The organism is Streptomyces sp. (genome assembly GCF_035563135.1).
Lineage (GTDB): Bacteria > Actinomycetota > Actinomycetes > Streptomycetales > Streptomycetaceae > Streptomyces.
In genome coordinates, this window is the sequence record NZ_DATMVN010000798.1 from 1 (window position 1) to 17896 (window position 17896).

Annotated in this window: 20 protein-coding genes and 1 pseudogene; 13 read left to right on the forward strand and 8 right to left on the reverse strand. The window is 69.0% G+C overall.

Annotation, left to right across the window (positions count from 1 at the left end; all coding sequences use genetic code 11):
- Nucleotides 1-440, reverse strand: a 440-nt coding sequence (locus tag VN520_RS35410) for a GNAT family N-acetyltransferase (protein WP_325751052.1), incomplete at its 3' end; no start/stop codon positions are given.
- An 83-nt stretch (nucleotides 441-523) separates the two neighbouring features.
- Between VN520_RS35410 and VN520_RS35415 the strand changes: the two genes are divergently transcribed.
- Nucleotides 524-1210 (forward strand): M15 family metallopeptidase, encoded by a 687-nt coding sequence (locus tag VN520_RS35415; RefSeq protein ID WP_325751053.1) that lies wholly within the window; start codon nucleotides 524-526, stop codon nucleotides 1208-1210.
- Between the two features lie 566 nt (nucleotides 1211-1776).
- Complete coding sequence (locus VN520_RS35420) at nucleotides 1777-2439, forward strand: HAD family hydrolase (protein ID WP_325751054.1); 663 nt, start codon at nucleotides 1777-1779, stop codon at nucleotides 2437-2439.
- Here the strand turns inward: VN520_RS35420 and VN520_RS35425 are convergent.
- Nucleotides 2420-2911: pseudogene (locus tag VN520_RS35425) on the reverse strand (transcriptional regulator); the annotation flags it as partial. The gene VN520_RS35420 and the pseudogene VN520_RS35425 sit on opposite strands and share 20 nt — an antisense overlap.
- 801 nt (nucleotides 2912-3712) lie before the next feature.
- Here VN520_RS35425 and VN520_RS35430 point away from each other — a divergent pair.
- From VN520_RS35430 to VN520_RS35480, 11 genes are all read left to right on the forward strand, one after another.
- The gene (locus tag VN520_RS35430) at nucleotides 3713-4012 is read left to right on the forward strand and encodes a gas vesicle protein (RefSeq protein ID WP_325751055.1); all 300 of its coding nucleotides are present in this window, start codon (nucleotides 3713-3715) and stop codon (nucleotides 4010-4012) included.
- A gap of 61 nt (nucleotides 4013-4073) precedes the next feature.
- Nucleotides 4074-4520, forward strand: coding sequence for a gas vesicle structural protein GvpA (locus VN520_RS35435; protein ID WP_325751056.1), 447 nt, complete (start codon nucleotides 4074-4076; stop codon nucleotides 4518-4520).
- A gap of 3 nt (nucleotides 4521-4523) precedes the next feature.
- The gene (locus VN520_RS35440; RefSeq protein ID WP_325751057.1) at nucleotides 4524-5237 is read left to right on the forward strand and encodes a GvpL/GvpF family gas vesicle protein; all 714 of its coding nucleotides are present in this window, start codon (nucleotides 4524-4526) and stop codon (nucleotides 5235-5237) included.
- 36 nt (nucleotides 5238-5273) lie between these two features.
- Nucleotides 5274-5531, forward strand: a complete 258-nt coding sequence (locus VN520_RS35445) for a gas vesicle protein GvpG (RefSeq protein ID WP_325751058.1) — start codon at nucleotides 5274-5276, stop codon at nucleotides 5529-5531.
- 26 nt (nucleotides 5532-5557) lie between these two features.
- Nucleotides 5558-6169 (forward strand): hypothetical protein, encoded by a 612-nt coding sequence (locus tag VN520_RS35450; protein ID WP_325751059.1) that lies wholly within the window; start codon nucleotides 5558-5560, stop codon nucleotides 6167-6169.
- Nucleotides 6162-7430, forward strand: coding sequence for an SRPBCC family protein (locus VN520_RS35455; protein WP_325751060.1), 1269 nt, complete (start codon nucleotides 6162-6164; stop codon nucleotides 7428-7430). The genes VN520_RS35450 and VN520_RS35455 overlap by 8 nt, the downstream gene beginning before the upstream one ends.
- Nucleotides 7431-7466: 36 nt before the next feature.
- A complete protein-coding gene (locus tag VN520_RS35460; RefSeq protein ID WP_414720048.1) occupies nucleotides 7467-7937 on the forward strand; it encodes a gas vesicle protein in 471 nt (156 codons plus the stop codon).
- On the forward strand, nucleotides 7934-8758 hold the full coding sequence (locus VN520_RS35465) for a GvpL/GvpF family gas vesicle protein (protein ID WP_325751061.1): 825 nt from the start codon (nucleotides 7934-7936) through the stop codon (nucleotides 8756-8758). Before VN520_RS35460 ends, VN520_RS35465 begins: the two co-directional genes overlap by 4 nt.
- Nucleotides 8759-8778: 20 nt before the next feature.
- Complete coding sequence (locus VN520_RS35470; RefSeq protein ID WP_325751070.1) at nucleotides 8779-9027, forward strand: gas vesicle protein; 249 nt, start codon at nucleotides 8779-8781, stop codon at nucleotides 9025-9027.
- A gap of 52 nt (nucleotides 9028-9079) precedes the next feature.
- Nucleotides 9080-9490 (forward strand): gas vesicle protein K, encoded by a 411-nt coding sequence (locus VN520_RS35475; protein ID WP_325751062.1) that lies wholly within the window; start codon nucleotides 9080-9082, stop codon nucleotides 9488-9490.
- A gap of 47 nt (nucleotides 9491-9537) precedes the next feature.
- Nucleotides 9538-10026 carry a hypothetical protein gene (locus tag VN520_RS35480; protein ID WP_325751063.1) on the forward strand — a complete coding sequence of 163 codons (489 nt, stop codon included), beginning with the start codon at nucleotides 9538-9540 and terminating at the stop codon, nucleotides 10024-10026.
- A 252-nt stretch (nucleotides 10027-10278) separates the two neighbouring features.
- On the opposite strand, the gene VN520_RS35485 is transcribed toward VN520_RS35480, so the two are convergent.
- The 6 genes from VN520_RS35485 to VN520_RS35510 form a co-directional block, all read right to left on the reverse strand.
- Entirely contained in the window at nucleotides 10279-10779 is a 501-nt protein-coding gene (locus VN520_RS35485) for a hypothetical protein (RefSeq protein WP_325751064.1), read from the reverse strand.
- Between the two features lie 97 nt (nucleotides 10780-10876).
- Nucleotides 10877-11923 (reverse strand): LacI family DNA-binding transcriptional regulator, encoded by a 1047-nt coding sequence (locus VN520_RS35490; protein ID WP_325751065.1) that lies wholly within the window; start codon nucleotides 11921-11923, stop codon nucleotides 10877-10879.
- A 221-nt stretch (nucleotides 11924-12144) separates the two neighbouring features.
- Entirely contained in the window at nucleotides 12145-13602 is a 1458-nt protein-coding gene (locus tag VN520_RS35495; RefSeq protein WP_325751066.1) for a GH1 family beta-glucosidase, read from the reverse strand.
- 172 nt (nucleotides 13603-13774) lie between these two features.
- Nucleotides 13775-14698, reverse strand: coding sequence for a carbohydrate ABC transporter permease (locus tag VN520_RS35500; protein WP_325751067.1), 924 nt, complete (start codon nucleotides 14696-14698; stop codon nucleotides 13775-13777).
- Between the two features lie 15 nt (nucleotides 14699-14713).
- Nucleotides 14714-15712, reverse strand: coding sequence for a carbohydrate ABC transporter permease (locus tag VN520_RS35505; protein ID WP_414720049.1), 999 nt, complete (start codon nucleotides 15710-15712; stop codon nucleotides 14714-14716).
- A gap of 173 nt (nucleotides 15713-15885) precedes the next feature.
- On the reverse strand, nucleotides 15886-17208 hold the full coding sequence (locus VN520_RS35510; protein ID WP_325751068.1) for an ABC transporter substrate-binding protein: 1323 nt from the start codon (nucleotides 17206-17208) through the stop codon (nucleotides 15886-15888).
- Nucleotides 17209-17896: the final 688 nt, after the last annotated feature.

The following is a 17896-nucleotide window of genomic DNA, read 5'->3' on the forward strand; positions in this document are numbered from 1 at the left end:
AGGGACACCTCGGCGCCCCGGCGAATCTTCGGCAGCAGCGTTCCGATCCCGAGATGAAGCCGGCGGGCCCCCGTGCGATACGCAGCCTCCATCGGCCGGTAGTAGAGCAATTCGAAATACTCGGCCGCCGCGGCAGGAATGCGGTGATCGAATCCGTAGGCTCGCGAACTGACCTCGTACGGAGTCTCGTAGGTCAGGGTGCAGCCGACCATCCGCCCTTCGCGATGGCAGGCGTGGACCGTCCCGGCGTCGCCAGTCGTTTCCGCCTGCTCCCGCATCAACCGGCTGATCAAATCTGCTGCCGCAGGCTCGCCGTGATGCGCCTGGTGCGAGGCGATCAACGGGCTGATCGCGGACCAGCTCTCGGAGAAAGGCGTCTGTGTGACCGTGTAGTCGGCTGCCGCAAACGCCTCACGGTCCCTGCGGATCTGACGGCGCATGTTCCCTGAGCCACTGGGATACTTGGTGGCAAAAACTGATCTGTTGGCGCATAGAGATGCCCGCGAAGGAAAGGTCTTCGGACATGGATGACATCGTTCTCATGGCGGACCCCCGAGTGGTCGGCATACCCGCACACGATTGCGGCGAGCCTCTGGTGGACGCACGCGAGAGCGGTGGCCTGTTCGTCGATGAGCGCAAGGCCGACCCGGCCGGCTGTTACGCGCAGTTGCGCGAGGGTGTGTTGCAGCGGCTGCTCCACGCTCAAGAACTGCTGCCTCCGGGGCTCCGCCTCATGTTCGTGGAGGGGTATCGCCCGCTGTCCCTTCAGCGCCATTACTTCGAGGAATACCTCGATGACCTGCGCGCCCAGAGCCCGGGACTGCCGGAGGCCGAGCTGTATGACGCGGCAAGCCGTTACGTCTCGCCGCCGGACGTCGCCCCGCACAGCGCTGGAGCAGCGGTGGACCTCACCCTCGCCGACGCGAATGGCGTCGAACTCGACCTGGGCACCCGGATGAACGCCAACCCGGAAGAGAGCGAAGGCGCCTGTTATACCCATGCGCCGAACATCACCCCGCAGGCCCGCGGATACCGCGCCGTCCTCGGCACCGCGCTGGCGGCCGCCGGCCTTGTCAACTACCCCACGGAATGGTGGCACTGGTCCTATGGTGACCGTTACTGGGCATGGTCCACCGGAGCATCCAGCGCCCACTACGGCCCTGCTCCGATGCCTGGCGAAAGCTTGACTCCGACACGAGAAGTTGAGTGAGCCCTGGTCAGGTCGCTTGGAGCGGTTCGAAGCGAACAGCCAGGTCAAGGCGGTTGGTGGGTGTCTGAGAAGCCCCGTTCAGGGCAGGGCTCCTGTGGCGCGGTGCAGGAGGAGCATGATCGTGGCCAGGCCGGTCGTGGGCGTCCGTCCGATGCCCACGCAGCCCACACCACTCGACCAGTCCGCCTGACCACCCGTGCCGCCGGACCGTTCTTAATTCCGGATCAGGTGATGTCCCCGACGGTCTTCCGGCCGGGCACCGAGGCGTGGCAGGCCCTCGCCTCCACCTACCGGACCGCTCACGACATCGCTCTGAAGGTCGGGTACGCCGACCTGGCGGCCAGGTGCGAGCGGGGGCCCGCCTGCAAGGGGGTGAGAACATATGCCGACCACCACCCCCCAGCCACCGGCGTCCAGGACGCCCCCGGACCGGCCGCACCACTTCCTGCCCACAGGCGGGCATCATGCGGCCAGAAGCGCCTCTGCTCCGGCCCTCCGCCCACCCCTCACCGGGGCCGGGCAGGGAGTGGTTCCGTGCGTCCGGGGTGCGCCTCTACGATCACCGCATGATTCGTGCAGCGGTGTTCGACGTGGGCGAGTGCTTGGTGGACGAGACGCGGGAGTACGGCACGTGGGCCGACTGGTTGGGCGTACCCCGCCATACGTTCGCCGCGATGTTCGGCGCGGTCATTGCCCAGGGGCGTGACTACCGGGACGTATTCCAGGAGTTCCGGCCCGGGTTCGATCTGTACGGCGAGCGCGAGGCACGTGCGGCTGCAGGACAGCCGGAGCACTTCGGCGAGGAGGACCTGTACCCCGAAGTGCGCGACTCCCTGAAGGCGCTGCGGGCAGACGGGCTCTGGCTCGGCATCGCCGGAAATCAGACGGTGCGCGCTGGGGGGATCCTTCGGAAGCTGTTCACCGAGGACGTCGATCTGATCGGCACTTCGGACGACTGGGGCGCCAGCAAACCGGACCCCGCCTTCTTCCACAGGGTCGCCGAGGTCGTCCCGGCCGAGCCCGAGGAAATCGTGTATGTGGGTGACCGCGTCGACAACGACCTGCGGCCTGCCGTCGCGGCCGGTATGCACACCGCTCTCGTACACCGAGGACCATGGGCAACGATCCAGTGGAACACCCAGGAGGCGCGGGAGCTCCCGACCTTCCGGATCGAGAGCCTCCTCGAGCTGTCGCCGCTGATCGCCCGCTTCAACGGGCAAGGGCGCTGATGGTCGTTGCCCATCCGTACAGCCGCTCATCGAGGGCGCGCACGCAGGGCTCGTGCTGGTGTGGGGCCAGGGCTCGGCGGACGTCGCGGACACGGTCCATGCCCGTGGCGTACCACGTACGTTCGAGCTGATCGAGGGCACGGACTGCGTAGTCGCACGCAGCGTCGGGCACTCCGGCCGCAGCCTCGACAGCGGCCAGGTCTCCGAGGATCACCGACCGCTGCTTTTCCTCGGTGGCGGAAAGGTCCTCAAGCGCGGCGGTCAGGGTGGCCCGCGCCTGCGGCAGACGGCCGGCGCGCAGCTCTGTGTTTCCGCGGAATGCGGCCAGGCGTACGGGACTGAACCACTCGAGCCACTCCGGGACGGGATGCGGACAGTCCGCGGCCAGGAGGTCCTCGGCGTGTCCGATGAGGTGCAGGCCGGTGCGGTAGTTCCCGGCGCGGGTTTCACATTCGGCCTCGACTGCGTCCAGCGCCACCTACGTCATGTACACGATGTCCTGCCGGACCTGCTGGGCTGACAGGACTCAGTGCTCCACCGCCATCCAGCTCGACCCCTGGCGGAAGGTACGCCGATGATCTGTGTGGACTGCGATCAGACCATCACCGGGCCATCAGCCCTGGCCGGGCCCGGCGAATCCATGTCCGGCGCCCGCTCACCTGCCTACGCCCACCCGCCCCGTAGCCCGCAGTGCCGACCGAAGGTGCCCGCCAAGAGGATCCTTCGGCAAGCGATGAACTCCGAAGCGAGCGAGATGAATCCGAAGTACTGAGCTCCCTGCCCGGGGACGACGGCGGCGAGAGCCCTGAAACCTCGGTGACCAGGTGCGAGCGGGGCCCTCCTGCAAGGGGGTGGGGGCATATGCCGCCCACCACCCCCCAGACACCGGCGTCCAGGACGCCCCCGGACCGGCCGCACCACTTCCTGCCCACAGGCGGGCATCACGCGGCCAGAAGCGCCTCTGCTCCGGCAGTGACACCCGCCACACGGGCCCGCGTGACACATGACGGGCCTCGCACCGGGCACCCGGCTGTACAGGCCCTGCCGCGCTGTCCCCCGACGCGGCAGGGTCTCTTCGCGTTCACCCGGCGGCCCGGCCGGAGCAATGTCGGCCGGGGCCGTTGCGCGCCGAAAATCCGCAGCTGTGTGGAAGACGTGAGGAAGATTCATGCATACGTCCGGGCCTCAAGGGCACCCGCAGTGCAGCCCCGAACGAACGGCTGACCGAACGAGCCCGGCAGGAAGCCACGAAGACGCACGGCAGGTGACACACATGGCGACAACCGAGAACACCAAGAGCGATCACGGCGGCAACAGCCGGGTCGATGTCTCCACGGCGATGCGAAACGCAGCCGAACAGCTTGCCGCCCTCCTCCAGCGCGAGCCCGACTCGGTGTCCTCGCTGAATGCGACGGACGACGGCTGGACGGCGGATGTGGAAGTCGTCGAGATCGAGAAGATCCCGGACACCATGAGCGTCATGGCCTCTTATCGCGTGAGGCTCGACGGCCAGGGCCAACTCGTGGGCTACGAACGAATTCGGCGGTACTCGCGAGGTCAGGTCGACCGCTGAGCCGATCCGGGCGCCGAGTACCCGTACCCGTGAAAACAACTCATTGGAAGGAAGACCGACCATGAGTCTCGTACAGCAGAGCAACGCCTCCAACAGTGGGGGCGGATCCGGAAATCTCTACGACGTTCTTGAGCTCATTCTCGACAGGGGGCTCGTCATCGACGCCTTCGTTCGTGTCTCGCTCGTCGGAATCGAGATCCTCAAGATCGACGTACGTGTCGTCGTGGCCAGCGTGGACACCTATCTGCGCTTCGCCGAGGCGTGCAACCGGCTGGACCTGGAATCGGGCCGCAAGGCTCCGGCCCAGCTCACCGACATCGTCGGGGACACCGTGGAGAGCGGTGCCAAAGGAAAGTCGAAAGGCGCGCTGACCGGCGCGGTCGAAGCCTTCACGGAATCCCTCCAGGGCGGCCGTGACGACTCCGACGACAAGGAGAAGGAGAAGCGGCCGGCTCGCAAGACCTCCGCTTCGAGCAGCAGCCGCCGTACGGCCCAGCGGGAGGAGTAACCCATGCCGACCTACATCTACGCCATCACCGCGGCCGACCACCCGCTGCGGCTGGACGGCCTGTCCGGAGTCGGGGAGCCGGCGTCCGACCTGCGCACCGTCAAGACGGCCGAGCTGGGCGCGGTGGTCAGTGACACCCCGGCCGAACTGCGGGCGAAGCGGCGCGACCTCGTCGCCCACCAGAGCGTGCTGGAGCGGCTGATGGCCGACGGCGCGGCGCTGCCGATGCGCTTCGGCCTGGTGGGCCCGGACGACGACCAGGTGCGTGCCGCACTCGAACAGGGCAAGGACAGTTACACGACCCGCCTTTCCGAGCTGGACGGCCGTCTCGAGTACAACGTGAAGGTCTCCCGCGAGGAGGAGAGCCTGCTGCGGGAAATCCTCACGGAATCGCAGGAGGCCCGTCGGCTCAGCGAGTACACCCGGCAGAATCCGGGGGCGCAGGACCAGAAGATGGCCCTCGGTGAGCTCGTCTCGCGCGAGATCCAGGCCAGGCAGGAAGCAGTGGGTAAGGAAGTGGCGGCCACTCTGGCGGGCGCCGCGGAACGGGTCTCCGAAGGAGAGCCCACGAAGACCCATTTCCTGAATGTGTCCTATCTCGTTCGGCGGGACCAGGCGTCCGCCTTTTCCCAGGCGGTCCACGAGGAGGCCGAGCGCAGGGGCGACGACTACACGTTCGCGCTGAACGGCCCGCTCCCGCCCTACAGCTTCGTCTGACGTACAGCCCTCGCAGATGACGGGAGGTACCCGCGCATGGGCCTCATTTCCCAGCTGCTCACCCTTCCGCTCGCCCCGGTACGCGGCACGGTCTGGGTTCTCGACCAGGTGGTCCAGGCCGCCGAACGCGAACACTACGATCCCGGCCCTGTACGCACGCAATTGGCCGAGCTGGAACGTGAACTGCTGAGCGGAGACATCGACGAGGAAGAATTCGACCGGCGTGAGGACGAACTGCTCGACTGGCTCACCGAATGTGAGACCTATCAGAGGCGTCTGAACGACCATTCCTGAACCTGGGAGATTGAGGTGCTCGACAGATGACCGTAAACGCGAAGATAGGTGCGGCCCTCGTGGGCGGATACCTGCTGGGACGCACGAAGAAAGCCAAGCTGGCGATCGGCTTCGGAATGTTCCTGGCAGGCAAGAAGCTGAGCCTGGATCCGAAGCAGCTCAGCAGGATGCTGGCCGAATCGCCGCTCCTCGGCACGGTCAACGACCAGGTCCGCAAGGAGCTGGTGGGCGCCACCAAGACGGCCGCCACCAACGCCCTCACGCAGCGGGCGACCGGTCTCGCCGACTCCCTGCGCAAGCGCACCCTCGAACTCGAGGATCCCTCCGGCGCGAAGGCGCGGGACGAGGAGGACGAGGACGAGGACCTCGACGTGCGGGACGACGACTCCGAGAAGGCTGACGACTCCGAGGACACGGACGGCTCCGAGGACGGGGCCGCCGAGGAGAAGCCGGCCCCGCGCCGCAAGGCGGCGGCCAAGAAGCCGGCCAAGTCCGCGGGCGGTGCCGCGTCCGGAGCCCGGCGCAGCGCGTCGGGCAGCGCCCGGAAGAAGGCCGCCCCGGCCCGCAAGGCCGCCTCCGGGGCCCGTAGGACGGCGTCGTCGAACACGCGCAAGGACCGGGGTGGCAGCAATGGCTGACACGGCTTTCAGCAAGCTCAAGGACGACGTGGCCAACAACCCCGCCACCGACCGTCTCAAGGACGAGCTGCAGAACTACGTCAGGGCCCGGGCGCTGCACACGGTCACCAGCCTGGGCCAGAGGCTCGGCGAGGGGGTCGGCAGACTCGCGGACGGCAAGGACGCACCCGGCGGCGCGGTGAAAAGCCTCGCCAAGGGCGGCAAAGCTCTCAGCGAGGGCAAGTCCCCGGCCCAGGCGGCCGTCAGCGCGGGCGCCTCCCATCTGAAGGACGCCGTCAAGGACAAGGTCAAGGGTTTGTTCGGCAAGGGACGCAAGGGCGGCGGAGGCAAGTCGAAGAGCGTCACGATCTCCGAGGACATCGACGTCGGCGTGCCGGTGCGCGAGGCGTACGACCAGTGGACGCAGTTCCAGGAGTTCAGCACCTTCGCCAAGGGCGTCGTGAGTGTCGAGAAGGCCGACGACACCAGCAGCAACTGGAAGGTGAAGGTCGCCAAGTCCACGCGCAGCTGGAAGGCGAACGTCACCGAGCAGATCCCTGACGAGCGGATCACCTGGACCACCGAGGGCGCCAAGGGGACGGTCAAGGGCGTGGTGACCTTCCACGCGCTCACCGACGACCTGACACGGGTCCTGCTCGTCCTCGAGTACTTCCCCAAGGGGCTGTTCGAGAAGACCGGCAACATCTGGCGCGCCCAGGGCCGCAGGGCCCGCCTCGACCTGAAGCTCTACCGCAAGTTCATCATGATGCGCGGCGAGGCGACCGACGGCTGGCGTGGTGAGATCCGCGACGGCGAGGTCGTCATGGACCACGACGAGGCGGTCGAGCAGGAGGAAGCACGCGCCGAGGAGGAGAACGGCTCAGAGGCGTCCGGGGCGTCCGGCACGGAGGAGTCCGAGCGCGACGACGAGACGGACTCCGGGCACGCCGATGAGGCCGACGGCGAGTTCGCCGACGAGGACGAGGAACCCGCCGCGGAGTACGACGACGAGGACGAGGAACTCTCCCCGGACGACGAGGACCCGGACGACGAGGCGACCGAGGACGAAGTCCCGGAGGACGAAGCGGCCGAGGACGAGGACGGGGCCGAGGAGGACCAGGAGGAGGAAGCTCCCGCCGACGAGCCCCGCGACGAGGACACCTACGAGGACGAGGACGCGGAGGAGGAGCCCCTCGACGACGAGGAGCCCCTCGACGACGAGGAAGAGGAAGAGGAGCCGGCCCCCCGCTCCCGCCGTCGTACCGCTTCCGCACGCAGCTGACATGCTCCGCCACAGCACGGATGGGACTGATCCGAAGTGACTGATTCACTGGCCGGCCGTATGGGCGCCTCCTCGGCGGCGTCCCCGTACGGCCAGCAGCAGTCCTCCGCGAATCTGGCCGACATCCTCGAACGGGTCCTGGACAAGGGCGTCGTGATCGCGGGTGACATCCAGATCAATCTGCTCGACATCGAACTCCTGACGATCAAGCTGCGGTTGCTGGTCGCTTCCGTGGACAAGGCCAAGGAGATGGGTATCGACTGGTGGGAGCACGACCCCTCGCTCTCCTCCCGGGCCCGTCCCGGGTCGAGGACGGAGGTGCCCGGCACGCCCCGGGACGGGGCGGCCGTGGACCAGGTGGAAGCGGAGAACGCACGGCTGCGGGCAGAGATCGCCGAGCTGCGGGCCGCCGTGGGGCTGCCCGCCGCTTCGGCCGCCGGGGCCGGCCAGGACGCGCTTCCCGGGCGGGCCGAGGCGCAGGACGTGGAAGGTGAGGAGTCGAAGTGACTGCGGAAGTGGACCCGGTGACGGAATCGGCGATGTCCTACGTCTACGCCGTCAGCCGCGCCGGGACCCCTCTCGACGAGGCACTCGCGGGCCGGCCCGGCCTGGAGGGAGGCCCACTGCGGGCGGTCCGTGCCGGGGAGCTCATGGCCCTGGTCTCGTCCGTCCCCTCCGCGCTGTACGGAACCGAGGGCATGAAGGCGCAGATGGAGGATCTCGGCCGGCTCGAAGTGCTGGCGCGCACCCATCACGCGGTGGTGGAAGCGGCCTACGAGCACGCGGCCGTCCTGCCCATGCGCCTGGCGACGGTCTACCTCGACGACGAACGCGTCCGGGGAATGCTCGGTGAACGGGAGCCGGAGTTCACCGCTCTGCTCGACCGCCTCAACGATCATGTCGAGCTGGGCGTGAAGGTCTACGCCGATCCGCGCGAGGCGGTCACGGTGAGCAGCGGGGGCCCCGAGACGGACACGGCGGCGAGCCCCGGGCGGGCGTATCTGCAGAGACGCCGTGCGCAGCAGCAGAACCACCGCCGGACGTATCGGGCGGCGGGTGCGGTGGCCTCCGAGGTGACCGCCCGGGTGGCCGGCATCGCCGCGGCGCACGTCACGCACCGCCCCCAGCAGGGGGACCTGGCCCAGGCGGCGGGCGAGAACATCGTCAATGACGCCTACCTGGTGCACGGCTCCCAGGCGGACGCGTTCCGCGCGGCGCTCGCCGGGCTCGCCGACGACACCCCGGGCGTGCGGGTCGAGATCACGGGCCCCTGGGCGCCGTACTCCTTCGCGACACCGCCCGCGCCGGGCGGCGGTGGGACGCGATGAACGACGAACTGAGCACGGCCATGCCCGGCGCGGGTTTCGCCGAACCCCGCGCCGGGCTTTCCGCCGCGCCCGGCGGCTCCCCCGACGACTCCATCGAGTCGCTGGCCGGACGCCAGGTGGCGCTCATCGACCTGCTGGACCGCCTGCTGAACGGCGGAGCGGTGCTCACGGGGGACCTGGTGCTCTCCGTCGCGGACGTCGACCTGGTGCACATCAATCTGCGCGCGGTGATCCGGTCGATCACATCGGAGGAACCGGCGCCGTGGTGAGGGCCGTACACATGTCCCCACACGGCAACGGCGAATGAACGAGGAGCAGTCCATGGTCGAGGAAACCGGGGAAGCACAGGCGCGTGCACAGGGGGCGAACCTCCAGGAGGTCGCACAGGCGGCGGCACGCGCCTTCGATCTCGTGCCGGCGGGCCCCGACGAGCCGGGCACCCGCGGCGGACTCGCCCAGCGCCTGGAGACCGACCCCGACACGGTGGAACGCGACCTCATCAAACTGGTGCTGACGATCGTGGAACTGCTGCGCCAACTCATGGAGCGCACCGCCCTGCACCGGGTCGACGTGGGAGATCTGCGCGAGGAACAGGAAGAACGCATCGGGATGACGCTGATGATCCTCCAGGACCGGATGTCGGAGCTCTGCGAGCGCTACGACCTCACGATGGAGGACCTCAACCTGGACCTGGGCCCGCTGGGTTCGCTGCTTCCAAGGGATTCCGGCTGAATCCCGGCACTCCGTTTCGAGCCGCTCCGAGGGGTAACACGCACACCATGACTGCAGAGAGCGAAGAAACCAAGAAGAATGTGAACGGTTCTGCGGCGAAGGCCGGTACGGGTACCCGGACGGCCGCCGACAAGGGGCGTCAGACCGCTGCGGTGGCCGGAGACCAGGCCAAGTCCGGCTCGGCGGTCGCAGCCTCGAAGGCGAAGTCATCGGCGCAGGACGCCAAGTCCACCGCCAAGTCCACCGTCAAGGACGTCGCCGGGTCGGCGGAGAGCGGTGTGCGGTCGGCCGGTACGGCGACGAAGCGGGCCGCCGTCGCCGGCTGGGACACCGGTCGGCAGACCGTCATGGACACGGCGGGCAAGGTGACGTCGACCGCGACGACCGCGTGGACCGCCGTCAAGCACCGCAAGGCCATAGCGGTGGGCGCCGCCGCCGGGCTCGGTGGCCTCGTCGGTGGCGCGTTCGCCCTCGGACGCCAGACGGCGAAGACCCACATGGGCCCGCTCACCCGCCTCACCGGCGGCCGGCTCTGAACGGTCCGTTGCAGACACCTGACCCCCGGAGGGCCGACAGACGCTGTCGGCCCTCCTCCGTGTCGTGCGGGTGCACGACGCACAGCCCGTTACGGACCACCGGGCAGCCCGCACACACCGGAGACCAGGGCCCCTGATCGTGGATGCTCCGGGTACAGGCCCCGCACCTCCCCAGCACGCTCGGCCCCGGTCCCGGGAGAACAGGTCAGGGGCTGATCGCACGTCGGTCATTCCTCGCCCCCGGCAGGCGGCTCAGCCGGTTCCGGGAACAGCACGCCGTGCAGCTCCGGCAGGCCAGACCACGTCCACCGCCAGCCCTGCCCGGCGGGCCTGCTCCACGGTGTCGGCCGTGCCGCCGCCCTTGCCCGACGGAGGCGTACCGTCCCACACGGCGACGAGGCGGTCCGCGCGGCGCAGCAGCTCAGCGTTCGCCGCTTCGTAGGCAGCGCGGTTCGCAGTCGTATGCGGCATGGTCACGACGTCTTCTGCCGCCTCGACCAGGTGATCGAAGACGGCGGCGTGCTCCGCCTTCACCTTCGCGGCGCGGTAGTCCTGGGAAGGGACCACGGCGATCAAGCGGCCCCCGATGGCCATGACCTCCTCCGCGAAAAGACTGTCCGCCCCGGCGGCGACGCACGAAACCCCGGTCAGGTCGTCGCTGTACCCGGCGAGCAGCTCACGCAGAGCAGCCCGCACCAGCGGCACGCTCTCCTCGGTCAGGTCCATGTGCCCGGTCACGGCGAGTGTCGTCATCTGCCCCTCGTCATTTCGACAGCAGGTCGCGGATACCGCCCGGCGCTCCCGCACCGGGCGCGAAGGTGCACGGTGACGCCGTGGGCGCCTGCGCGCCTCAGGACGACTCGCGCACCACCAGCTCCGTCGGCAGCACGATCCTGGGGCGCTCCTGCGGGGCGTCGCCCGAGGAGCGGTGGGCGATCTCTTCGAGCAGGACGCGGGTCATCGTGCGGCCCATCTCCTCGATCGGCTGGCGCACGCTCGTCAGGGGCGGGTCCATGTGGCGGGCCACCGCGGAGTCGTCGAAGCCGATCAGGGCCACGTCGTCCGGGATGCGGCGGCCCGACTCTCGCAGGACGTGGCGGGCGCCCGCCGCCATCACGTCGGAGGCCGCGAAGACCGCGTCCACGTCGGGGCGGCGCTCCAACAGTTCCCGCATCGCGCGGGCGCCGCCCTCCTCGCTGAAGTCGGCGGGGGCGATCAGCCGCTCGTCGGGGTCGAGACCCGCCGCGGCGATGGCCTTGCGGTAGCCGTCGAGGCGGCGCTGGGCGCCGTAGACGTCCAGGCGGCCGGTGATCGTGGCGATGGAGCGGCGGCCTCGCGATATCAGGTGGTCCACGGCCGCGCGGGCGCCCTCGAAGTTGTCGGAGTCGACGGAGGGCAGTGTCTCCGCCGCGTGCCTGCGGCCGCTGATCACGGCGGGCATGCCGAGTTGTTCGAGGAGGTCCGGGAGGGGGTCGTCGGCGTGGACGGAGACCAGCAGGACCCCGTCGACCCGGTGCGCGGTCAGGTACTGGGCCAGCCGGCGGCGCTCGCGGTCGTTGCCCGCGAGCGTCAGGAGCAGCTGCATCTCGGTGTCGGCGAGGGCCGCCCCGACACCCCGCACGATGTCGGAGAAGTACGGTTCGGCGAAGAACCGGGTCTCGGACTCGGGCACGACGAGAGCGATGGCGTCCGTGCGGTTGCCCGCGAGTGCGCGCGCCGCGCGGTTGGGTACGTATCCCAGCTCGGCGACGGCCGCCTCGACGGCCTCCCGGGTCTGTTCGCTGACCCGCGGTGAGCCGTTGATGACGCGTGAGGCCGTGCCCCGCCCCACTCCGGCCCGGGCCGCTACCTCTTCGAGCGTGGGCCGCCCGCCACTCCGTACTCGCGCTGCCGCCATGGCTGCCTCCCGTTCGCGGTCAATTTCTCACAGCGGGTTGGCCAAACCAAGTCCCGCCGTACGATCCCTTGACACTTGTCCGGACCCAGCGGTCCTCTGCAGCGCCACAACTCTTGGGAGCGCTCCCAAGCCTACGGGGTCCCGATGACGAACAGGTAAGGCGGGCAAGCAGAAGCGGGACCCGGCGGTGTGCCGGGTCCCGCTGTTCGTGCTGGTGGGGGTCAGACGGTGCCGCCCGGGGGCAGCGCGTTGCGGCGGATCACGTCGGAGTACCAGTAGGCGCTCGCCTTGGGGATGCGGCGCTGGGAGGCGTAGTCGACGTAGACCGCACCGAAGCGCTTCGAATAGCCGTACGCCCATTCGAAGTTGTCCATCAGCGACCAGAGGAAGTAGCCGCGGACGTCCGCACCGTCGGCGATGGCCCGCTGCACCGCGTCGAGGTGGCCGTGCAGATACGCGACGCGCTCGGGGTCCTGGACCTTGCCCTCGGGCGAGACGTAGTCGTCGAACGCGGCGCCGTTCTCGGTGACCATCAGCGGGAGGCCCGGGTGGTCGCGGGTCACGTCCATGAGCAGGCTGTGGAGCCCGTTGGGGTCGATCGACCAGTCCATCGCGGTGCGCTCCTTCCCCTCGGCGAGGTGGAAGGCGACGTGCTCGGAACCGGGCCAGGGGGAATGGGCGCTGGCGCCGTGGGCGTCGCTGCGCGCGTAGTCGGCCCCGTCCACCGGGGTGGAGACCAGGGTCGGCGTGTAGTAGTTGATGCCGAGGGCGTCCACGGGGCGGGAGATGGTGGCGAGGTCGCCGTCCTGGACCAGCTTCGACCAGTCCACCAGGTGCGAGGTGTCGGTGATCAGGTCCTCGGGGTACTCCCCGCGCAGCATCGGGCCGGTGAAGACGCGGTTGCCGACCGCGTCGATGCGGCGGGCGGCGTCCGCGTCGGCCTCGCTGCCGGTGAGCGGGCGGACCTGGTGGAGGTTGAGGGTGACCGAGGTCTGCGCAGCAGCGGGGAGTTGGGCGCGCAGAACCTCGATCGCCCGGCCATGGGCGAGGTTGAGGTGGTGGGCCGCCTGCAGCGCGGCTGCGGGCTCGGTGCGGCCGGGGGCGTGCACACCGGAGCCGTAACCGAGGTAGGCCGAGCACCACGGCTCGTTGAGGGTGGTCCACAGGCCGACACGGTCGCCGAGGGCGCCGGAGACGATGGCGGCGTAGTCGGCGAACCGGTCGGCGGTCACGCGCTCGGGCCAGCCGCCCGCGTCCTCGAGCTCCTGGGGGAGGTCCCAGTGGTAGAGGGTGGCGACGGGCATGATGCCGGCGTCCAGCAGTTCGTCGACGAGCTTGCGGTAGAAGTCCAGACCGCGCTCGACGGCCGGGCCCCGGCCGGTGGGCTGGACCCGCGACCAGGAGACCGAGAAGCGGTACGCCTTCAGCCCCAGCTGCTTCATGAGCGCGACGTCGTCGCGGTAGCGGTGGTAGTGGTCGGCGGCGATGTCGCCGGTGTCGCCGTTGCGGACCTTGCCGGGTGTACGGCTGAAGGTGTCCCAGATGGACGGGGTGCGGCCGCCTTCGGCGGCGGCGCCCTCGACCTGGTAGGAGGCGGTCGCCGCGCCCCAGATGAAGCCCGTGGGGAACTGGGTCTCGGGCGCCTGCTTCGGGGTGGTGTCAGGTCGTACGGCAGTCATGCGGGAGCGCTCCCATGGGTGGAGGGACAGGGACGGGAAGTGCGGGGCCCCGGCCCCGTACGGCCTGCGGTCAGGTACAGGCCGTACGGAAGGGGGGACCTGTGCCGGACCGGGAGGCGGGCCGGGGAACAGCGGGGCCGGGATCGGACCGGGGAACAGCGGTGGGCCGGTGTCAGCCCTTGACGGCGCCGGACATGATGCCCCCGACGATCTGCTTGCCGAAGATCACGAAGACGACGAGCAGCGGCAGGGTGCTGATCAGTGCGCCCGCCATCACGATGCTCTGGTCGGGCACGTAGGACGCGCTGAGCTGGCCGAGGGCCACCTGGAGCGTGGGGTTCTCCTGGCTCAGCGCGAGGTAGGGCCAGAAGAAGTCGTTCCAGGTCTGGACGAAGGTGAGCATACCGAGCACCATCATGGCCGGTCGGGCGACCGGAAGCACGATGCTTCGCACGATGCGCAGGTTGTTCGCCCCGTCCATCCGGCCCGCCTCGATGAGTTCGTACGGCAGCGCCTCCAGGAGGTACTGACGCATGAAGAACACACCGAAGGCGCTCACCAGCGTCGGGAAGATCACCGACTCGAGCTGACCGCTCCAGCCGATGTCCGACATCATCATGAACAGCGGTACGACGCTGAGCTGCGGCGGGATGGTCAGCGTGGCGATGACCGCCGTCATCAGCACGTTCCGGCCCTTGAAGCGCATCTTGGCGAAGGCGTAACCGGCCAGGGTGCAGAAGAACAGGGTGGCCGCGGTGATGCAGCTCGACACGATGAACGTGTTGAGGATGGCCTTGCCGAGGTGGGCCTGTTCCCAGGCCGCCTCCAGGTTGTTGAACAGGTTGCCGCCCGGCAGGAACGGCGGCGGCGTGTCCAGCACCTCGTCCTGGGTACGGGACGCGGTGACGAGCGTCCAGTACAGCGGGAACAGCGAGCCGATGCCGACGACGACGAGAGCGAAGTAGGCGAAGGGGCCGGCGTGGTGCTGGCGGCCGGCTCCGGGCTTGAAGCGGCGGCGGCGCGCGGGCTCGTCACGGACCGGCGCCTTGGAGACGCGGTGGGGGTCCGGAGCGGTGATGGGGCTGGTCGTGGTCATGGATATCGCTCCCCGTCAGGCCGCGGTCTTGCGCATGAAGCGCCCGATGAGCCAGTTGATCGCGGCAATGAGCAGCAGCAGGACGAGCATGGCCCAGGCGACTGCGGCGGCCGGACCGAGGTGCCCGAGGTTCCAGCCGTAGTTGTAGAGGTAGATGCTGAGCGTCTCGTACTGGTTCTCGGTGCCGCCCTGCGCTCCGTTGGCGCCTCCCTCCAGGAGGAGGGGCTCACCGAACAACTGCATGGAGCCGATGGTCGACACGACGATCGTGAAGAGGATCGTCGGCCGCAGCGAGGGAATGGTCACGTTGCGGAACTGCTGCCAGCGCGAGGCACCGTCCAGTGAGGCGGCCTCGTACAGATCGGACGGTACGGCCTGCATCGCGGCCAGGTAGATCAGGGTGTTGTAGCCCGTCCAGCGCCAGATCACGATGACGGCGATGGCGATGTTGGACGTCCAGTGGCCGTTGACCCAGTTCGTCTCGCCGGCGCCGAAGAAGCCGAGGACCCAGTTCAGCAGCCCGCCGTCGGCCCGGAACACCAGGGCGAAGACCAGGGCTGCGGAGGCCACCGAGGTGGCGTACGGGGTGAGGATCACGGTGCGCCAGAAGGTACTGGCCCGCAGCTTGTAGTTCAGCAGGTGGGCGAGGCCCAGCGCGATCGCCAGCTGCGGGACGGTCGAGATGACACCGATGACGAAGGTGTTGGTGACGGAGGTCCAGAATTCCGAGTCCTGGAGGATGGTGCTGAAGTTCTCCCAGCCGACCCACTCCATCTGGTCGAGACCGGTCATCTCCACCCGGTGCAGGGCGATCCAGCCGGTGTAGATGAGCGGGTAGAGCCCGAAGGCGCCGAAGATGAGGAAGAAGGGCGCGATGTAGGCGTACGGCGATGCCTTGTCGTCGAAACGCCACAGCCGGCTGCGCCATGCCTGACGGCCGGGAGTCATGGGCTTCGGAGCCCGGCGGCTGGGCCGGGATCCGGGTACGCCCCTGGTGGGGGTGGTGGTTGCCACAGGTGGGAGTCCTTCCCTGGGGTGTGCCGACACCGCAGGGGCAGGCCGGACCTCCGGTCAGGTCCGGCAGAGGTGTCGGAAGCCGTGCACGAGGCCGGCTCCGGAGAGCCGGCACCGGTGCGGGCCGGCCGGGACGTGTGGATGGTGTCCCGGCCCGCCCGCACCGGCGAGGGTCAGCCGATCACCTTGTCGAGCGCCTTGGTGGCGGCCTCCCAGGCGTCGTCCGGGCTGGTGCCCCGCTGCTCCATGTTGTTGATCTGGGTGGAGATGGTGTCCTTGATGACGCCGTCCTTCGGGCCGAGCACGGCCGCGGGGATGACCTGCGCCTCTTCGGCGTAGATCTCACCGATCGGGGCGTTGTTGAAGTACTCCAGCTTGGCGGTCTTCACGTCGGGGAGCTCGTAGGCGCCCTTGTTCGACGGGAAGAGACCGGCGGCCTTGAACACGGCGGCCTGCTGCTCGGGCGCGGTCAGCCACTTGACGAGCTCGGTGGCCTCCTTGACGTGCTTGCCCTTCGCGGGCACGGCGAGGAACGAACCGCCCCAGTTGGCCGCGGTCTTGCCCGGGGTGAGGGCGATGTCCCACTTGCCCTTGTACGCGTCACCGGAGTCCGTGGCGATCCGCGCGGCCATCCACGCGGGGCAGGCCACGGAGGCGATGCTGCCCTTGCGCAGGGCCACTCCCCACTCGTCGGTGAACTGGGCCAGACCCTGGCTCAGGCCCTTGTCGACCGCCTGGGTGGCCAGGTTCCAGCCCTCCTTGACGCCGGCGCTCTCCTTGTAGATCGCCTTGCCGTCCTTGGAGTAGTACTGCTCCTCGTTCGAACCGACCACGCCGTTGTACATGGCGCTGGCGGAGTCCATGAAGAAGGTGTCCTTGGGGGCCTTCTTCTTGTACTCCTCGCCGAGCGCGAGGTAGTCCTCCCAGCCGCCGGCGAGCTTCGCGGCGACCTCGGTGCGGTCGGTCGGCAGACCGGCCTTCTCGAAGAGGTCACGGCGGTAACAGATCGACATGGGGCCGATGTCGGTGCCGGCGCCGATGACCTTGCCGTCGTCGGTGGTCGCCTGCAGCGCCTTCCAGTTCACCCACTGATCGGTGTCGACCACCTTGGAGAGGTCGGCGAAGGCGTCCGCCTTGGTGTCGACGAGCTCCTTCACACGGCCGACCTCGACGCCGTGCACGTCGGCCAGACCGCTGCCCGTGTTGAGCTGCTGGAGGAACTTGGGGTAGTAGACCTTCTCGTCGGCCGAGGTGTTCGCCTTGACCGTGATGTTCGGGTGGAGCTCGTGGTACTTCTCGAAGAGCCCCGCCTCCTTGTAGCCGAACTGACCGAAGTCGGCCAGGGTCAGGGTGATGTTCCCGTTCGCGTCGGCGCCTTCGGAATCCGACTCGGAATCGCCGCAGCCGGTCAACAGCAGGGCGGCGGCGGTGAGGCCCGTGGTGGCCATGACGGCGGTTCTGCGGCTTCGACCTGCGACGGTGCGGGTGATGCGCATTCCACTACTCCTTGTTCCAGGGTGGGACTGGCGTTCGATCTGCTCGGCATACGCACTGTTGGGTGCGGGTGCCAGGGGTACGGAGAGGACATGGGCGGTGCCGTCCCCGTACGAGCGAAAAACCTCGTTCGAAATGGGAGCGCTCCCATGCGCTGATGCCGGAAGGTTGCTGCCTCAAGGGGGTGGGTGTCAAGAGTTGAAGACGCTTCCGTTGCCCGAGCGTGTCCTGCAAGTCACGGGAACGTGTCCGGCACAGGGCTTGCGTTTACTCCGACACCCTGCATGAGTGGCGTGCGGATACCCGAATTCCCGCAGGTCATCGGGGTGTTGGGCGACTTTTCGCCCGTCCGGCCCCCGGAAGGAGCGGCACCGGATGCGGTTTCCGCGCCATGTTCGTGAGGGTGCCGGTCACTTCCTCAACTCGGAGGTGCCCGCCGGAAAATGAACGGGGCGGGGCCCCATGGGGGCGTGGAGGGGGGTCACGAGGCGTTTTCGCGTTCTTTCCCCGAACTCCACCGCGCGGCAGGGAGGTTCCGCTTCTCCCCGTACGGAGGCGGGCACGGCCGGCCCCTCCGCCCGTCGCGGCGGGTGCCGAGGGGGTGGCCGAAGAGGCGCCGGACGCCGTGGCACAGGCGGTGGGCCGGTGGCCCCGCCTACGTGAAGGTGCCGGGGGGCGGCGCGGGGGAAG